The sequence below is a fragment of the Paenibacillus sinopodophylli genome (genome assembly GCF_005930355.1).
Lineage (GTDB): Bacteria > Bacillota > Bacilli > Paenibacillales > Paenibacillaceae > Pristimantibacillus > Pristimantibacillus sinopodophylli.
The window spans coordinates 1,969,870-1,986,766 of record NZ_VDBO01000001.1 but is presented as its reverse complement, the minus strand read 5'-3'; the positions used below and the strand labels follow the sequence as shown (position 1 = coordinate 1,986,766).

Genomic DNA, 16,897 nt, shown 5'->3' with positions numbered 1-16,897 from the left:
GGGGTTCACGTTCCGATAGCTTAATACTTAAAGACTAACTTTGCATATGGCCGTAAGTGTATGAGGATTTATTTTTTTCTCTTAAGTCTTTTAGTCGTTGAATAAATAAAGATTAGCATAAACAGCAAGGCAACAGAAAAAACAATCGATATAATAAATCCGAGTTTTGAATTCTCTTTTTGTTGGTAGTTTACATCATCTAACTTCAAATATGCATGTTTATTAGAGGTGAATCCGTAAACGATAATGTGTTTATTAGAATTATTGAGATGTTCCAAATCCGCGGTAAGTATCTGAATGTTTACTTTCTCTCCGTTTGTTAGCGTATTTAAACTCTCTTTCTTTATTGATTTTAAAGGAACTGACCAAATATAGAAGGTTGCTTCGTATTCCATTAATTTGATTTTAAGCTCATAAGTACTTTTACTTGTTAATTCATAGCTACTACTCTTATATGTGCCTAAGACGGAGGTCACTTCATTTTCATTAACTGGCGTATAGCTATAGAACTTAAATAATCCTAACGTTATTATTGAAATACAAACTCCAAGTAAAATAATCATAAGTATAACTACTTGTATGGTTCTCATTTTTTCTCCTATATTGCTTAGTGTATAGGAATATCGTATTTCCCGTATGTAAAGTTTTCTCGAAATGGTTCTACAAGGCTGCGTGAGTCTGTAAAATACTTTGTGTAAACTCCCAAATCTATTAAAATAGAAGTAATAGAAAGGTTGGGGAGTACACATGGGATTATGGACAAAGGAACAACTTCGGGCATTCATTAAGGAGAACAAATTGGTATCCGCTCAGGATGCTCAAAATGCGCTAAAAGATTTGTTTGCCGAAACGCTACAAGAGATGCTCGAAGGCGAGATGGATGCTCATTTAGGCTATCAAAAGCATGAAATGCAGCAGAAACAGACCAGCAACAGTCGCAATGGCAAGAGCAAGAAAAGGATTACGAGTGAGTATGGCGAACAGGAAATCAGCATCCCTCGTGACCGTGAAGGCGAGTTTGAGCCGCTTGTCGTGAAGAAGCATCAATCGAACGTGACAGGCATTGAGGATCAAATTATCGCTCTCTATGCCAAAGGCGTAAGCACCCGAGACATTCAAGATCATTTGCAGAATCTATACGGGATTGACCTATCTCCAACCTTCATTTCCAACGTAACCAATAAGATTATTCCGCTTATTAAAGAATGGCAAAATCGGCCGCTACAGTCCGTGTACGCGGTTGTGTTTCTTGATGCTATTCACTTTAAAGTCAAGCAGGATGGTGCCATTGTGAACAAGGCTGCCTACATAGTCATTGGTATTGACCTCGAAGGCTGCAAAGATGTGCTTGGCATGTGGATTGGCGAGAATGAGTCGTCCAAGTTCTGGCTTAACGTTTTAAATGATCTGAAAAACCGCGGCGTTCAAGACATTCTCATCACTTGTGTAGACAACTTAACCGGCTTTACTCAAGCGATTTCTGCTTGTTATCCACAAACCGAAATCCAGAAATGTATTATTCATCAGATTCGCAACTCCACACGGTTTGTCTCTTACAAGGATTTAAAGAAAGTTACAGCTGATCTCAAGCCTATCTATAAAGCGGTTAACGAAGAGATGGCTCTGCTAGAACTAGATCGTTTCGAGGAGGCATGGGGCAGCAAATATCCGCTCATTGTGCGCTCTTGGCGTCAAAACTGGGACGAGCTTGCTACTTTCTTCAAATATCCAGCTGAAATCCGCAAGATTATCTATACAACCAATATTATCGAGAGCTACCACCGTCAGCTTCGTAAGGTGATGAAGGGAAAAAGCATCTTTCCAACGGATGATTCCTTATTGAAAATGCTCTATCTGGCCACCATGGATGTGACCCGTAAGTGGACAGGTCGTGTGCAAAATTGGGGACAAATGCTCCTCCAGCTATCCGTTTTCTTCCCGGATCGTATCGGTCAGTATCTCAGATAATTTCTCCCTTGGGGGAGAAGCTGTAACAGAGTTTACACAAAATTATTGACAGACCCGGCTGCGTGTTAACTTAACACATAATTATTCTGGTTAACGTTTTTTATGCAATATACTGTAATAAAAGCATCCTCGTTAAAGCCAAAGCTTCTGCTTTCAATTACATAACTTTCACCGAAAATGTCGATCGTATCACCAGGTATCAGGGTAGGTAATGAAACTTTTGTTTCCTGTTCAAACAAACAATGATCTCCAATAAAGAAACGAGTTATGAAATAATCTATTGGAGAAAACTTAGGTTCATACTTTTCAAAGATCAACTATACTCACCTCTTTAGATTATTCATCAGTATCTAGTAATTAATCCTTTCGTATTCCACTATTATCATAATAATTCATTTGGTTGAAGGAATGAACAGTCACCATTGCACCTGCTCATCTAAGTGTGTTTTTGACTATTTTTCTAAAATAGTTATATCATCACATCCCATGGCGCCGAGTGTTTTATACGAGCCAGCTGGCACGCTTTACCGATCTGATTCATCGCTGTCTCGTGCTGTAGCAATCAGACATTACCACATGTTTTAGTAAACGGAATGCCTTTAAGAGTCTGCAGAGTCTTCACTCTCTCGAATAGGCTCTGTGGCACTACCTGCCTTTCATTCCTAGCTCCCCGGCTTAGAAGAAGTTGTCCCCACATTGCAAGATCGCAGGCGCTGACTAACATTATTTTTTTCATCTAATTTTCTACTTTGCTCAATAAATCTTAGATGGATAAATCCCCTATTATCATATCGAACAATCTATAAAAGAAAAAAATTACAATAAAGAAACCTAGGAATAAAATTGATAAAAACAACAAAATCAGATAATAGAATTTTTTTTTTATTAGAGTTCATCAATCTCCAGCTCCATGTGTGCAATTTAACGAGCGCATATTTCATGATACCACATTTTGGATTTTTTTTACTCGATCAGAAGCATGCAACTAAACACAACCTCCATTCGTCTAAATATTGGAAACTTAGGGAAAATGGAGGAGTTTATGTGCGGAATGGATTGTCCATCATCATGATGTGTATATTAGTAGTCATTGTATTAACAGGGTGTAAAGCAAACGGTAATGAAACAAAACATAATAAGGTGCTGACCAGTGAAGAGAGTGCGGATGGGGTTACTCCTCAGCCTGAGGTGGATTCTGAAACGGCAGATGCTGCTCCTTTATTAAGCGATGGTCAATATCATCCAAAGAACTGGAAGAAGTTTGATTATGAGTTAATGGAAGAAGCTCAAACGATTCGCACATTAGAGCGTATCAGCAAGCGTGAAGGTGAGTGGAGAGAAGTGTTTACCGCAGTTGTATTAACGGGAACAGGTGAGATCGAGGTTAAGCTGCAGAGGGTGAAGTTCGAAAGTAAAACGGTAGTTATACCCCAAGACTTTGAACATTTTCCGTTAGCATTTGCCATTACTCCTGACGGGGAGAAGTTAATCATTTACTCTGATAATGGGCTTTGGCTAGCAAACAGCGCTAACAATCAGCTTGAGAAAATCTCATCAAGCACATATGGCGGCAAATCTTATGAAGCTCTAGTGAAGGAATCGATAGACTTATATGAAGAACCGAATGTAAGTTGGAATAGCGGCGTCATAGCTAGTCCAGACAGTGCAACTCTAGTGTATCAATCTAATAAAAATGATATTGCAAAAGGCAGTTCAGCATTATTCGCTTATGATCTTGTTACTGGTGCTGAAACCTTGCTTGCTTACACAGCAGGTGCGCACTACCTGGTTGAAGGATGGTTGAATGAGGAAAGTATAATTTGTACGAAATATGACAACAACATGCTCACCAAGGTGCTAGTTAACTTGCAAGGGCAGGAAATGGATCTCGATCTGGCGGCTGATTCTACTATTTATGCTGTTCAGGAAGGATTCATCGCGTACATTAATCATTCGAGCGCCGGTGGTGAAAAGTTTCATATTGCTAGCGTCGACAAGGCGGGCATTGTCCATGAGCTAACCTCCACGCCAATGGAAGGAACGATAAGAATACGTTCCAACACGCAAGGCTTCAGCCCGGACCTCACCTATATTGCTTTTCTTTATGTCCCCAATGATGAGCCTGAGGCGCGTCTTATTAAAGTTGTGAATCTAAAAACTAGCCGCGTCACGAGTATTGATTCATTTCCTGAAGAAACAGATGCATCAGCAGCTGTATTAGAGTTCTCATGGATTAATGACGATACGCTATTCATTGCGGTTCAAGAAGATGTGTCTGGCCTTAAAAAAGTTTCTAACTGGACCTATGCATTAAATGGGTAGTCTGCGGGAGGATGAAGTTTAATCTTAGTTTTATCCACCTATAGCTTAGTTTCCGCCATCGTCAGTTTATGATAGCGCTCTTATAATGAAGGCAGCAACAAATCTTTCGCGGCTTAGGAATAGGCCAAGCGGTATTCCGTAGGGGAGAGATTCGTTTCCTTGCGGAAAAACTTCGTAAAGTGATTCGTCTCTTTGAAGCCGCTTTGATCAGCTATTTCCTTGATGCTGAGCGAAGTGGTTGTAAGAAGCTGTTTCGCTCGTTCGGTTCGTTTGCGGCTGACGTATTTTAGCGGGGGAACACCGAAGTGTTTTTTGAAATAAGCGCTAAAATAATTCGGATGCAAATGCAGAGCCTCTGCCATCTGATCGATACTGATGCTTGTATGAAGGCGGCTGTCGACAAATTGCTGAATGATATTCAAACGGCTCATTTCCTCTGAACGATGCTGGAGTACTTGAATGGGGACAGAATCCAGAAAACAACTAACGATCTCAAGCAGCAGCGCCTTCTCACGCAGTCGTGCTACAATGGTCTGCTGCTTATGCCATTGAATGAGCTCTTGGAACAGTGTCGTCATGTGAGTATTATCGTCAACATCCAGACATAGTGGGACGCCAATCCACTGGAACAGATCGAAGGGGCCAACCAGAATGGTGAAATGGCACCAGTATTTTAAGTAAGGACGGTTATTGCGTGCAACGAAGGAAACTCGGGCATGAGCGGGGGTCAGGAAGAGCTGGCCAGACTTCGGATAATAGTCGTCATTACCAATACGAATCCATCCGTCACCCTCACAAATGTAATACAGCTTATTATGTTCAGGCGTAGAATCGGTCTCGCCCCAGTTCATTGTTACTTGTGTTTTGTTCGCAACGATTAGTTGCAGCTGCAGCGATTGCAGCAAATCGGATAAAGCGTGTTGTTCGTTCTGTTTAATCACTTTGGTACACCGCCATTCGGTGGTTTTAGTAGGAATATGTTCATATTAATAGATTGCATAGGTAAAGAAAAGCTAGATTCATGAAAAGGGGTTATTCAAATGAAAGTCCAAGCAGAAAATCGAATTTGGTACAAGCAGCACGCCTCGATATGGGAAGAGGCTTTACCGATCGGCAATGGAAAGCTGGGCGGAATGGTATTCGGCAATGCGAAGCAGGAGCGGATTGCGCTTAATGAAGACAGCGTGTGGTATGGCGGACCGAGAGATCGTAATAACCCGGATGCTTTGCCTCATTTGGAGCAAATTCAAAACCTGCTGTTAGCAGGCAGGCTGCGCGAGGCGCATGATCTGTCAGCGATGGCTTTGTCCGGAGTGCCAGAGACGCAGCGCCATTATATGCCGCTTGGCGATTTGCAGCTTTCCTTCCGCTATGAAGGGGAGGAAGAAGCGAGCGGATATGTGCGTGATTTGGATCTCAGCAGCGGTATCGCTACGGTTTCCTATCAGGTGGGAACGACCCAGCATCATCGTGAGCATTTTGCAAGTTTTCCGCATGAGGCGCTCATTACTCGCTTGACGGCGGATAAACCGGGTGGCATTAGCTTTACCGCTCGTCTGCTTCGTGGAAGCAATCGTTATTATGATGAGCTTGTGAAAGCGGATGAGCATACGATCGTGATGCGAGGTTTATGCGGCGGCTCAGGTGGATCTGATTTCCGAATGGCGCTGTGCGCTGCTGCGGATGGCGGCTCTATCTCCATTATTGGTGAGCATTTGGTGGTTGAGGGAGCGGACAGCGTAACCTTGGTAGTGACAGCGGCGACCTCATTTCGTCATGCCGATCCAGAGGCTTACGTCATCGAAACCAGTTTAAAGGCTATAAAACACGAGTACGACACTTTGAAAAAACGTCATATCGATGATTTTGTTCAATTATCTGGAAGGGTAAATCTGAACATCACCGATCCGGCAGCGGCTGCTGCCATAAGCTCGCCGACGGATGAGAGGCTGAAACAGGTTCAGGAGGGCAAAGAAGATAGAGGGCTCGCAGCGTTGTACTATCAATATGGTCGTTATCTTCTTATTTCGAGTAGTCGCCCCGGCTCATTGCCAGCCAATCTGCAAGGCATATGGAATGAGAAAATGCTGCCGCCATGGGATAGCAAATATACGATAAACATCAATGCACAGATGAACTATTGGCCAGCTGAAGCTGGAAATTTGGCGGAATGTCATGAGCCGCTATTCGAACTCATTGAACGAATGCGCGAGCCGGGACGGGTGACCGCCAAGACGATGTATAATTGCGGAGGGTTTGTTGCGCATCACAACACAGACATTTGGGGCGATACGGCACCCCAGGATATTTATTTGCCTGCTTCGTATTGGACACTAGGAGCAGCGTGGCTGTGCCTCCATTTGTGGGAGCACTATGAATATGGGCTTGATCTCGGATTTCTTGCTCGTATTTATCCGACGCTTCAGGAATCGGCACAGTTTTTCGAAGAGTTTTTGACTGAAACCGATGAGGGCTTACTCGTATTGAATCCCTCTGTATCACCTGAGAATACGTATGTGCTGCCGAGTGGTGAGTCAGGGACGCTATGCATAGGCGCCTCCATGGACAGCCAGATTTTGTATGAGCTGTTTAGTGCTTGTGCTGAAGCAGCAAGCATACTAGGATTGGATGCTGAAGAGCAGCAGCGATGGGAGCGGATACGAGCTCGTCTGCCAAAACCGGCAATTGGCAAACACGGGCAAATTCAAGAGTGGATGGAGGATTACGAGGAGGCTGAGCCAGGCCATCGGCATATTTCACATCTATTCGCGCTTCATCCCGGCAAGCAGTTTACGGTGAAAGGGACACCGGAATGGGCTCGTGCAGCTAGAGTAACGCTTGAGCAGAGGCTTGCGAACGGCGGCGGGCATACGGGCTGGAGCCGAGCTTGGATTATTAATTTCTGGGCGAGGCTTGAAGATGGAGAGAAGGCCTATGAGAATGTGCAGGCGTTGTTCAGCCACTCGACACTTCCCAATTTGTTCGACAATCATCCGCCTTTCCAGATTGACGGCAACTTCGGGGGCGCGGCAGGTATATCAGAGATGCTGCTGCAATGCCATGCTGGCTATATCCATTTGCTGCCCGCCCTCCCGTCTGTATGGGAAGCTGGAGAGATCACTGGTCTGCGTGCACGAGGCGGCTTCGAGGTAGATATTCGCTGGTCAGGCGGGAAACTTGAGGAAGCGCAGATCCACGCAACTGCTGCTATTAGCTGTGCAGTGCTTGTGGATTGTGCAATTATCGTCACAGAGGATGAAACAGAGATAAGTGATTTCCAATTGAAAGACGGGATTGCAACATGGCAAGCAAAGGCTGGCAGTACGTATAGGCTTAGAGCAAAAGAATAAGCGATTATTCTAGAAGAAAGATCCTGCACATGATGTTGTGCGGGATTTTTTTTTATTAACAGCTAGGCATTGAGAAATTCAGCTTGGTAAAGTCATACAGAAGAAAGCGATGTATACTTAATAGAAACTAATATTATGCATATAAGCGTATATAAAGGGTGGAGGAATGAAAATGAGTTATGCCTTCAATAGAGAGTGGCTGCTTCATAAGTTCGAGGAGATAAGAAGACGACTGCTCAAAGCGATCAATCAGCTTGATGACGAGCAGTTGAATTGGCAGCCTGATGTGACGAGCCATAGCATCTCGGTGCTGATTAAGCATATGGATGGGAATATTACGGAGCGAATCAGAAATGGAATTTTGCAATGGGAGATTGAGGGGGGCCGGACTGCAGAGCTGCAGCAAGCTTTCACATCGAAAGCTGAGCTGATTGAGGTGATTCAAGCTGGATTCGAGCTTATCATACACACGATCAGGGATGCTAGCGATGAAAGACTAGAGATGACGCAACAAGTAAGAAGTCGAAAACGTTCGAATTTGGATATGCTTCACCAGTGCGCTGCACATTATTCCGAGCATATGGGGCAGGTTTTTTATATTGCGAAGCTTTGTCTGAAGGATACCTATAAATCGACTTCGGTGTAGGAATGATGAATAGAAGCATTCAAAGTGCCTTGATTTGTATGCGTCATTACAAAATTTTGTTCAATGCTATGGCATGGAATCAGTTCTAAATCATAAAACGGGAGTTATTAAATGAAAAAAGATCTGAATAATTTGCATTGGGACAGAGAGCAATTGTGGAAGGGTTGTATACTAGCTTCTTTAGCTCATTCAATTATGGTTGCGCATTATCCTGAGCTATCAAATGAACAATCTTGGGATGGGTTAAATTACAGCGTTCAAGATAGTTCGGGGACAAGAGGCACTATTGCATTTAGCTCGGATTACGTAGTCGCAGCATTTAGAAATGATCATAGTGAACGATTGAATCAGGTCGATATAAATTATGATGCTATACGCTTATTCGCGGGTGCTCCACAAGTAGTGATTGAAATAGCAGAAAGTGAAACATTGCAATATCTACTGGATGATATTGAAGGGTTTGTGAAACCATTGATAACATCTTCATTTTGGTGGACTGATAACATCTGCTTCTCTGTCGACTCGCAAGAAATACTCTTAGAACAAGGTGTACATGTATTAGAACATCAATTTATGGACTTTGAGGATGCGATTGATGCTTGGCAAGAGTATTATGGTATGTTGCCTGGACAAATTGAATTGTTAATCTCACTTTACAGCCGGAAGATAGCTCGACCAATGGAAACCATTGTCTTATCAAAGAAAGAGATCAATTCAATAAATTCAAACGATGATATAGGGTTAAAAGAGAGCAAAGAGTCATTCGGAGAAATTGGAATAATTTTGGCGTGAATATTCAATCCTGGAACATGTATTGGCTCAAAGTCTTTGAGGTTTAAATACTGAACGCAATCAAAAACCGCCTATGCGGCGGCTAATTGAAAAACGAGGGCAAGAAAACAAAGATGAAAATAATAAGTATAATAACACTGCTAATTCGAGTCATTAGAATGTAAGCATCGCTGGGCTCTGATCTTCCTTTGACCATCCAACCGTATCTCATGAACCATCCGAATTTAGGGAAGAAAATATTGAGTAAAGCAATAACGATAAATAGAAATGCAAACATCACCATAATCATCAACTCCTTGCTTGTATTTACGATCAAAATTAGGTTCATGTTCCAAATTGTTGAAATTCATGCACAGAAACGGGTAGTTCCATTGTTTCACCCCCCACTGTTATGGGATAATTAACAAGGTAAAGATCATCAGGAATGGAGCCTAATCTATGAACAATTTCAGCATGAAGAAAAAAGCGGATTTTGCGCTGCTGTTTTCTGCTATCGGTATATTTGTCGCTTTTCCTTTCCATGAAAATTTTATCGGCGGGCTGTTGTTTTCTTTGTTCAGTGCGGCGACGATTGGCGGACTTGCCGATTCGTTCGCTGTAAGCGCCTTGTTCGGTAATCCATTGCGCATCAAATGGCCGTCGTGGATGGGAACGAACATCATATCTCGTAATCGGGAGCGGCTGATCGCGGAGCTCGTCACGATGGTCCAGAACGATCTGTTGACCATCCCGAATATTAAGGAACGGCTGGATGAATACAATATAGCTGAGGTTTTGATGACGTATTTGAAGGAGCATGGCGGCGAAGAAGGGGTTAACGATATTTTGCAGCAGGTTGCGAATGACGTCATTACGACGATTGATTTGCAGGAGCTGTCCAAAACCGTACAAACCTTCCTGTTCGAGCATGCAGATTCAATACCTGTTGCAAACTTGGCTGCAGATGTGGGAGATTGGACGATTAAAAACGGCTATGACGACCGCATTATTGCGTTTATGATTCCTGAATTGAAGAAAATCGTGAAATCGGCTGCCTTTGCTAACGTAGTGGACCAGATTGTGAAATCAGCGATTAAATCGTATGAGGGTGATCAATTTCGGCGGAAACTCATTGATCTCACAGCGGGCTTGGAGGCTGCCAATATAAGCGGAAGATTGCAGGATTGGCTTGTATCCTTCTTGGACAAATTCCATGACGAGGATCATCCACAGCGCAAACAGCTTAAATCGTTCATCGAGCAATTCGTAGTAAGACTTCGCGCCGACGATACATTACGCGAGCGCATTGAAGCAGGTAAGATTTCTATCCTGGCAGCGGTGAAGGCAGACATTAAGCTTGACGTATACATTGAGCGGGGGCTTGAAGCACTCCGCGCGGCTGCCGCAGACAATGCAGAAGGGCAGCTTGCGCGTTACCCATGGATTAAAGACAAAGTGAACGAGGGCATCGATTATTTGGAGAGCAATGAGGAGCTGCTTGCGCGAATAGATGGTTATGTGAAGACGACGGTGCTGAAATGGATTGAGCAGAAGCATGCCTTCATCGGCAAGCTTGTAACCGATAAGCTGAATGAATTTTCCGAAGAGGAGCTTATTTCACTCGTGAAGGAAAAAGCAGGTAAGGATCTGCAATACATTCGGATTAACGGCACTGTCGTCGGTGCGCTTATCGGTGTCGTGCTGCACCTTGCAACCTTTTGGATTGGGGGCGAGGCATAATGGCAATGCGAAAAAAAGCAAATCGCAGCTTGGTTATTTTGGCCGTCTTATTCGTTATTGCAGCATGCTGCTTATATGTCTTCCCCGATGTATGGTGGACGCGCATGCTTCTATACACGACTGAAGCGGGACTCGTAGGTGCTTTGGCTGATCTATTCGCGGTAACGGTGCTGTTCCGTCATCCTTTCGGCTGGAAATGGATTCCTCACACGGCGATCATTCCGAAAAACCGGGATAAGCTGATTGAGGGCGTCGCGAACATGGTAGAGCAGCAGCTACTGAGCAAGTCCTTGCTGCAACAGAGGGTTAAGCAAATATCGTTAGTTGAAATTGGCATCGCTTGGATCGATAGGAGACCTGAGGGAATGCTGTCTGTGCAGGGCTGGAGAGTCGTGTCGAGCATGCTCGCCAAGCTCGATTTGAAAGGACTTTCCGTTATTTTGGATGAGAAAGCACGCAAGAGCCTAGGGGAAATCAATCTGGCTCCTTATGCAGGCAAAGGACTCAAATACGTGATGGATAAAGGGAATTTCCAAGCATGGATCGGCCAGATCGTTGAGTTCGCAGCTGAGCGCGCTGCCGATGAACGAATGAAGCCGATCATTCGGGAATTGCTCGGCAAGGAGAAGGAGAAGTTTGTAAACCAAGGAAGTATTTTCTCCAAATGGCTCAAAAAAATGGCGGTGGAAATCGCTGAATCGACGAACGCGCTTAATCTTGACGATGCGACAAACGTGCTGTTCGAGGATTTGCAGGTGTTGATTAATGACTTGCGAAACCCGGAGCATGAGCTCCGTGTACTGCTTGAGAGTATGGTCTATCAGCTAGCCGACAATCTGGAGCACCGTGAGGATGTTGCGGCTGCGGTCAGCGAGTGGCGGGATGAGATGATTGACAAAATCTCACTGCTGCCGACGATCGAGGCTTTACTTGGGAATATGAAGCAGCTGCTTATTCAGGAGCCTGGCCTTGAGCTTGCTATTCAAGAGAAGCATACGGTTAACCCATCTGATATCAAAGCGCTAATTAACGATTTCATCGCTTCATACTGGGATTGGTTTAAGGCAAATGAGGAAACGAAGGGCTGGCTGGAGCAATATGCCCAGAAGTTTGTGAATAAAATGATTGATACGGAGCATGCGATAATCGGGGTTATTGTACGGAAGACGCTTGAAGGCTTTACCGAGCAGAAGCTTGTTTACTTTATTGAGAGTAAGGTTGAGACGGATTTGCAGCGTATTCGGCTTAATGGCGCCTACATTGGCTCCGCACTAGGTGCTGCCTTCTACCTGCTTCTATATGGGATATACGAGCCGCTTCTTAAGCTGCTATAAATAGGAAGCTTTCATCTATTCGGGGTTCCGAAGGGTGAAGGCTTCTATTTATTTAAAACAACCCCATAAAGTTTGCTTTTACCCCCGTGCAATCCAAAATCGTGTCAGGTAGTATAGAGGTATGCAACAGCTAGTACGGCACGACTCATGATTAAGCAAGAGAGGCGGGGTGAGGGAATGCTGCGCGTACTCATCGTAGACGATGAATTCGAGATTCGTGAAGGTTTACGTAACCGCTTTCCTTGGGATTCCTATGGGATCGGAGAAGTTATGGTTGCAGATGATGGAGATACGGCGCTAATGCTTGCGCTTGATAAAAGGCCCGACCTTATTGTGACTGATATCAAAATGAACCGGATGTCCGGGCTTGATTTTCTTCGGGGCTTACTGCCCGTTCAGGATTACAAGCCAGAATCCATCGTCGTCAGCGGTTATGATGATTTCGAGCTGGTGAAGCAAGCGATGCAAATCAGGGTGCTGGATTATATTCTTAAACCGATTAACATGAAGGAGCTTGACCAAATCGTATGCACGATGATTGACCGCATTCAGAAACGTCAGCTCGATCAGCATAATGAGCAATTGCTGCTGAACCAGGTCAGGTTCGCGATTCCGAAGATGCGTGAAGAGCTGCTCAAAGAGATGATCGAGCAGGATTACGATCCTTACCGCGGAGCAAGAAGGCGCCATCGCCTGCAAACGCTGGATTTGGAATGGATCGCCGAGCAGCAATTGACGCTGGCAGTTATTGAAGCAGATGATTTGAAGGCGATTGAAAACCGTCAAGCAAGGGAAAAGGATCTTATTCTTTTCGGCATCGGCAATGTGATGAACCAAACGCTGGGGGAGGAGAGTCCGAATCCTTTCGCGTTATTTACAGATAGCAGCGGTCGCTGGGTTATCATATTTGGCTGCCCGCGTCCAGAGCATGCCGAGCAAAGCCAAGGCTTGGCGCAGCTATGCCTGCAGAGAATCAATGAGTTTGTTAAAGTGAAGGCGAGTGCTGGTATGCGCACCACACCTTGTACATTCGAGCATTTGCATGAAATGTTCGCCGAAGCGGTGAACGTACTGGAGCAGAAAGCTGTGTATGGCGGGAACCGGTTATTCACGGAGCAGGGGCTTTACCTTGAGGGGGATGGCGGCGATTTGTCGCTAAGCGAGCCCGAAGAGGTGCTGGACCTTGTGAAATATGGGACGGATGAGGATATTACAGCTGCAATGGAGCGTTTTGTCGAGATGGTTCATGCTTGGCGGCTCAGCCAACTGAGAGACATTCAGCAAAAGATATTCGAATGGCTGTTCGAAGTATTCCGCCGCGCGGCATCGGCTGGCATGCCGAATAAGACATGGGGCAGCAATCCGATTGCTGTATGGGAGCAGCTCGAGCAGTTCGATACGCTGCAGTCGCTGCGTGAGCAGACGGAGTTATTCCTGCATGCGATTGCTGCGGATTTCCGTAAGCTGTCCGCAACGCCTAGCCAAATCGTAACCGAAGCGGAGAAAATACTGCAACGTAATTATGCTGAGAGCTTGACGCTTCAAAGTGTAGCGCAGGCCGTTCATGTCACGCCGGTTTGGTTAAGCAAGCTGTTCAAGAAAGAGAAAAGAAAAACGTTTTTGGAATATTTGACGGAGATTAGAATCGAGAAGGCTAAGGATATGCTTGGCGATATTCAGCATAAGGTGTACCAAATTTCTTTTCAAGTAGGCTATAAGGACCCGGTGCATTTCTCTAAGCTGTTCAAGAAACAGGTTGGCTGCACGCCTAAGGAATATCGGAGACAAAGAGGCATTGCGGAAGAGTAAGCGAGTCCCGTATAGACGAAGTCAAGTACAGCAAGAGGCAGCTTCCAGGTAGAACGTGCTTAACCTAGGAAAGCTGCCTTTTTCTGTATGCTGTTTATATCAGCGTTATTTCGCTTGTTTCGGCAGTCCAATTGTAACGATCTTATAAGGTTCAACTGCAATGGTATGGCTAACTAACTCTTGGCTCTCATCCTCCATCACGTTGCTTATGTACGCATCGGATGAGGCATCGGGATGCAGAGCAAGGCGAATAGCCGAGCTGCCCATATTGTACCAGCGAGCCATGCTGTCTCCTCGCTCTTCATTGACCTTCAAGCTGGAGAAGGCAAGCTGGATACCGTTCCACTTTAGGAAATTATGCACGGGAGGAAGCTTTCCTTCATGAATATCTGTTCGGGCGACGGTAAGCGGGACCGGGTAGCGGTAAGCTTCACGGTAGGTCTCGAACCGTGAAGCAGCGCCGGCGTAAGGAAGAACCAGCCACTGCGCTTCGTTCGTACCGAGGCATTGGGCTTCTGGCGTATGGAAGACGCCCCAATCGCCAAGCTCGCCTACAGCGCGCAGCAAGGTTAAAGCGATGGTGTTTCTGCCATCTCGCAGTACCTCGTATTCGTTTAACCCTTTGCCTGCGATGGTTAGACCACGCAGTTCGTCGTGTATATCGATAAAGGCTTGCATATGCTGGCAGTTGCTAGGGTTCTCCCATTCATTCTCAGGAACGTTATTTCTCTGCGCAACCTCGAAGATTGAATCGGCAAAATGCGTATCCGTTCGAATGTCGCTTGGAAGCAGAACACGGAGCCGATGATCCTTGGACTGGTTCTCTATACGTGCATGCGCATGCACGCCTTTCCCTTCGCGATCCAAGCTGAGGCGCGTCACAATGACTAAGGGCACAAGCTCCGTGGATCTTGCAGCCTTCCGCTGGCGGAATTCGACCATGGTACGAATTTCTTCAGATAGCTGTTCATTCGCATGAGCCGGAATGGCAAGGCGGTGTACAATTTCAATCGTAGCACGGAATGGAGTATCCTCAGTGATGCTGATCGCAGCTCTGCTGCCTTTAGTCGTCAGCGCTTGATCAGCTGTCGGCTGTTTGAAAATATACTCATTGCCAATATCGCCTACATTCTCATAATGACCAAGATTAAGGAAGTGCTGCCCGCTTTTTTTGTCATATAGCGAATAGCTGCCGTCCGCTTCGACCGAGAGACGAAGATGACGATTCTCAAGCGTCCAATCTCCCGTTACAAGGGATGAATAGTCGGTTGTTTCATGCTTGCTGTCCGCAGGTCTTGGAATCCATGCGAAGCTGCCATAGCCCATCGATGGCAATATGCCGGTCTCGAAGGTTAAACGAAGCGCCCTGGCCATGTAAGGCTGGCGGAATTTGTCCTTGGGCAAGTCATAACCGAAGCGCACGCCGAGATCCTCGGCGCTGAATGCCAAACGATTCCCGTCCGCGTCGACTAAATAACCGTCCGCATATGTTCGGTCGCTTACTTGCTGCGCGATGGCAACTGGATCCTCACTCTGATCGAAATATCGGTGAGACCACTCCAGCTCAGTGGTTACTACGGATGAGCCTTCATATCCGCTGGTGTTGAATACGATAAAAGGTGCAGCATCAGAGCCATACGATGCGAACGCCGTGGTATCAACTTTGCCCGCAATAAACGTGGCGGCCTCGGCGGCAAGCGCTTTGCCGACCTCTGTGCTTTTGGCGAAACGCGTCTTCATTTCCTGATACACCTCATCCACACTGCAGCCGCAAATGCTGTCATGCGGATGGTTCTGCATCAACGTTTTCCAAGCATATTGCAGAAGACCGTGCGGATACGACTTTCCTAGCTGATGAGCGAGCGTGGAGAGCGGCTCGGCAACCTTCTCCAGCAGCGTCTGATTCCGCTGATTAAGCTGCTTGATATAGACTCTAGCGGATGCCGTGTTGACCAAGGAGTACCAGCCATCTGTTTTCTGGCCGCGCAGCTCGCCTTTCGTCAGACTGAGGTTAGCTGGTTTATCGGCATGCAGTGCTTTCTTGTAGTCGTCGAAATTCGAATGGATGAATTCATAATCAGGAAAGAGCTCACGCGCAACGCGCAGCGCTTCGGACAGATTGGTCTGAATAGGCTGATGGTCGCAGCCGTTCATGAGCAGGAGATGCGGTGTTGACGCATATTGCTCCGCCCGAGACAGCCGATGCTCCCAATAAGGCTTTGCCAGTGAAGGATCGACAGGGATTTCCATGCCGTTGTTGTACCAATTGGCGAACAGGATGCCAAGGACGCTTGAGCCATCGGGCGCCTGCCAGACGAGCTCGGAGTAAGGGGATTCAAGGCCCGCTGTATCCTCGACGCGATTATTGAAGCCGGTCGCTTTGACGCCTCTGCCGAACACGGCTGTGTCGATGCCAGCTTGACGGAGCAGCTGCGCCGCCTGCCCCATATTGCCGAAGGAGTCTGGGAAGTATCCAAGCTTCGAGATAGGACCGAACTTGCGCGCATCGCTATGACCAATCTGGAGATTGCGGACGTTCGCCTCGCTGCTCGTAAGAAACTCATCCTGCAAAATATACCAAGGACCCAGAGAAAGCTTGCCCTCGTCGCATAACCGGGCAATGATATCGCGTTTCTCTGGATATACCTGCAAATAATCGTCCAATATGATCGTTTGTCCATCGAGATAGAAGCTGCGGAATTCGGGATCGGTTTCGAACGTTTCCAGCAGCGTGTCCATCGTTTCAATCAGCTTCACATGATGGGCTTCGTAGGGCATATACCACTCCCGATCCCAGTGGGTATGGGAAATGACATGAACCACCTGCTTCGATACAGTCATCGTTGTTCCTCTTTTCCGTAGAAGGTTTGTTCGTACGCCATTAGTGTAAAGAATCGACTGAAGTGCTTCAATGAGACAAACCGAAACTTTAAGGTGAATTATTAAATACATATTGC

The 16,897-nt window shown here is 45.8% G+C and carries 12 protein-coding genes; 8 read left to right on the top strand and 4 right to left on the bottom strand.

Annotation, left to right across the window (positions count from 1 at the left end):
• Positions 1–68: 68 nt before the first annotated feature.
• On the bottom strand, positions 69–590 hold the full coding sequence (locus FGT79_RS08770; RefSeq protein ID WP_138752303.1) for a hypothetical protein: 522 nt from the start codon (positions 588–590) through the stop codon (positions 69–71).
• Between the two features lie 157 nt (positions 591–747).
• Here FGT79_RS08770 and FGT79_RS08765 point away from each other — a divergent pair, with 157 nt between their 5' ends.
• Positions 748–1,968: an IS256 family transposase gene (locus FGT79_RS08765; protein WP_138752302.1), complete on the top strand. Its 1,221-nt coding sequence runs from the start codon at positions 748–750 to the stop codon at positions 1,966–1,968.
• Positions 1,969–2,907: 939 nt separating this feature from the next.
• Positions 2,908–4,290, top strand: coding sequence for a TolB-like translocation protein (locus FGT79_RS08760; protein WP_138752301.1), 1,383 nt, complete (start codon positions 2,908–2,910; stop codon positions 4,288–4,290).
• A 113-nt stretch (positions 4,291–4,403) separates the two neighbouring features.
• On the opposite strand, the gene FGT79_RS08755 is transcribed toward FGT79_RS08760, so the two are convergent.
• Positions 4,404–5,231 carry a helix-turn-helix domain-containing protein gene (locus FGT79_RS08755; RefSeq protein WP_246096225.1) on the bottom strand — a complete coding sequence of 276 codons (828 nt, stop codon included), beginning with the start codon at positions 5,229–5,231 and terminating at the stop codon, positions 4,404–4,406.
• Between the two features lie 99 nt (positions 5,232–5,330).
• Here FGT79_RS08755 and FGT79_RS08750 point away from each other — a divergent pair, with 99 nt between their 5' ends.
• The 3 genes from FGT79_RS08750 (at position 5,331) to FGT79_RS08740 (ending at position 9,078) form a co-directional block, all read left to right on the top strand.
• Positions 5,331–7,640 carry a glycoside hydrolase family 95 protein gene (locus FGT79_RS08750; protein ID WP_138752300.1) on the top strand — a complete coding sequence of 770 codons (2,310 nt, stop codon included), beginning with the start codon at positions 5,331–5,333 and terminating at the stop codon, positions 7,638–7,640.
• Between the two features lie 172 nt (positions 7,641–7,812).
• On the top strand, positions 7,813–8,286 hold the full coding sequence (locus FGT79_RS08745; RefSeq protein WP_138752299.1) for a DinB family protein: 474 nt from the start codon (positions 7,813–7,815) through the stop codon (positions 8,284–8,286).
• Between the two features lie 111 nt (positions 8,287–8,397).
• A complete protein-coding gene (locus FGT79_RS08740; RefSeq protein WP_138752298.1) occupies positions 8,398–9,078 on the top strand; it encodes a hypothetical protein in 681 nt (226 codons plus the stop codon).
• Between the two features lie 82 nt (positions 9,079–9,160).
• Here FGT79_RS08740 and FGT79_RS08735 read toward each other — a convergent pair whose 3' ends face one another.
• Positions 9,161–9,361 carry a DUF6199 family natural product biosynthesis protein gene (locus FGT79_RS08735; RefSeq protein ID WP_138752297.1) on the bottom strand — a complete coding sequence of 67 codons (201 nt, stop codon included), beginning with the start codon at positions 9,359–9,361 and terminating at the stop codon, positions 9,161–9,163.
• Between the two features lie 155 nt (positions 9,362–9,516).
• On the opposite strand from FGT79_RS08735, the gene FGT79_RS08730 reads away from it, so the two are divergent.
• The 3 genes from FGT79_RS08730 to FGT79_RS08720 all read left to right on the top strand — a co-directional run bounded on the left by FGT79_RS08730 (position 9,517) and on the right by FGT79_RS08720 (position 13,940).
• Positions 9,517–10,797, top strand: coding sequence for a DUF445 domain-containing protein (locus FGT79_RS08730; protein ID WP_138752296.1), 1,281 nt, complete (start codon positions 9,517–9,519; stop codon positions 10,795–10,797).
• Positions 10,797–12,131, top strand: a complete 1,335-nt coding sequence (locus FGT79_RS08725; protein ID WP_138752295.1) for a DUF445 domain-containing protein — start codon at positions 10,797–10,799, stop codon at positions 12,129–12,131. The genes FGT79_RS08730 and FGT79_RS08725 overlap by 1 nt, the downstream gene beginning before the upstream one ends.
• Before the next feature lie 177 nt (positions 12,132–12,308).
• Positions 12,309–13,940: a response regulator gene (locus tag FGT79_RS08720; RefSeq protein WP_138752294.1), complete on the top strand. Its 1,632-nt coding sequence runs from the start codon at positions 12,309–12,311 to the stop codon at positions 13,938–13,940.
• A 105-nt stretch (positions 13,941–14,045) separates the two neighbouring features.
• Here the strand turns inward: FGT79_RS08720 and FGT79_RS08715 are convergent, their stop codons facing one another.
• A complete protein-coding gene (locus tag FGT79_RS08715; protein ID WP_138752293.1) occupies positions 14,046–16,781 on the bottom strand; it encodes an alpha-mannosidase in 2,736 nt (911 codons plus the stop codon).
• Positions 16,782–16,897: the final 116 nt, after the last annotated feature.

Coding starts and splice junctions, on each gene's coding strand:
- FGT79_RS08770 (WP_138752303.1), bottom strand. CDS start 590: ATGAGAACCATACAAGTAGTTATACTTATGATTATTTTACTTGGAGTT.
- FGT79_RS08765 (WP_138752302.1), top strand. CDS start 748: ATGGGATTATGGACAAAGGAACAACTTCGGGCATTCATTAAGGAGAAC.
- FGT79_RS08760 (WP_138752301.1), top strand. CDS start 2,908: ATGATACCACATTTTGGATTTTTTTTACTCGATCAGAAGCATGCAACT.
- FGT79_RS08750 (WP_138752300.1), top strand. CDS start 5,331: ATGAAAGTCCAAGCAGAAAATCGAATTTGGTACAAGCAGCACGCCTCG.
- FGT79_RS08745 (WP_138752299.1), top strand. CDS start 7,813: ATGAGTTATGCCTTCAATAGAGAGTGGCTGCTTCATAAGTTCGAGGAG.
- FGT79_RS08740 (WP_138752298.1), top strand. CDS start 8,398: ATGAAAAAAGATCTGAATAATTTGCATTGGGACAGAGAGCAATTGTGG.
- FGT79_RS08735 (WP_138752297.1), bottom strand. CDS start 9,361: ATGGTGATGTTTGCATTTCTATTTATCGTTATTGCTTTACTCAATATT.
- FGT79_RS08730 (WP_138752296.1), top strand. CDS start 9,517: ATGAACAATTTCAGCATGAAGAAAAAAGCGGATTTTGCGCTGCTGTTT.
- FGT79_RS08725 (WP_138752295.1), top strand. CDS start 10,797: ATGGCAATGCGAAAAAAAGCAAATCGCAGCTTGGTTATTTTGGCCGTC.
- FGT79_RS08720 (WP_138752294.1), top strand. CDS start 12,309: ATGCTGCGCGTACTCATCGTAGACGATGAATTCGAGATTCGTGAAGGT.
- FGT79_RS08715 (WP_138752293.1), bottom strand. CDS start 16,781: ATGACTGTATCGAAGCAGGTGGTTCATGTCATTTCCCATACCCACTGG.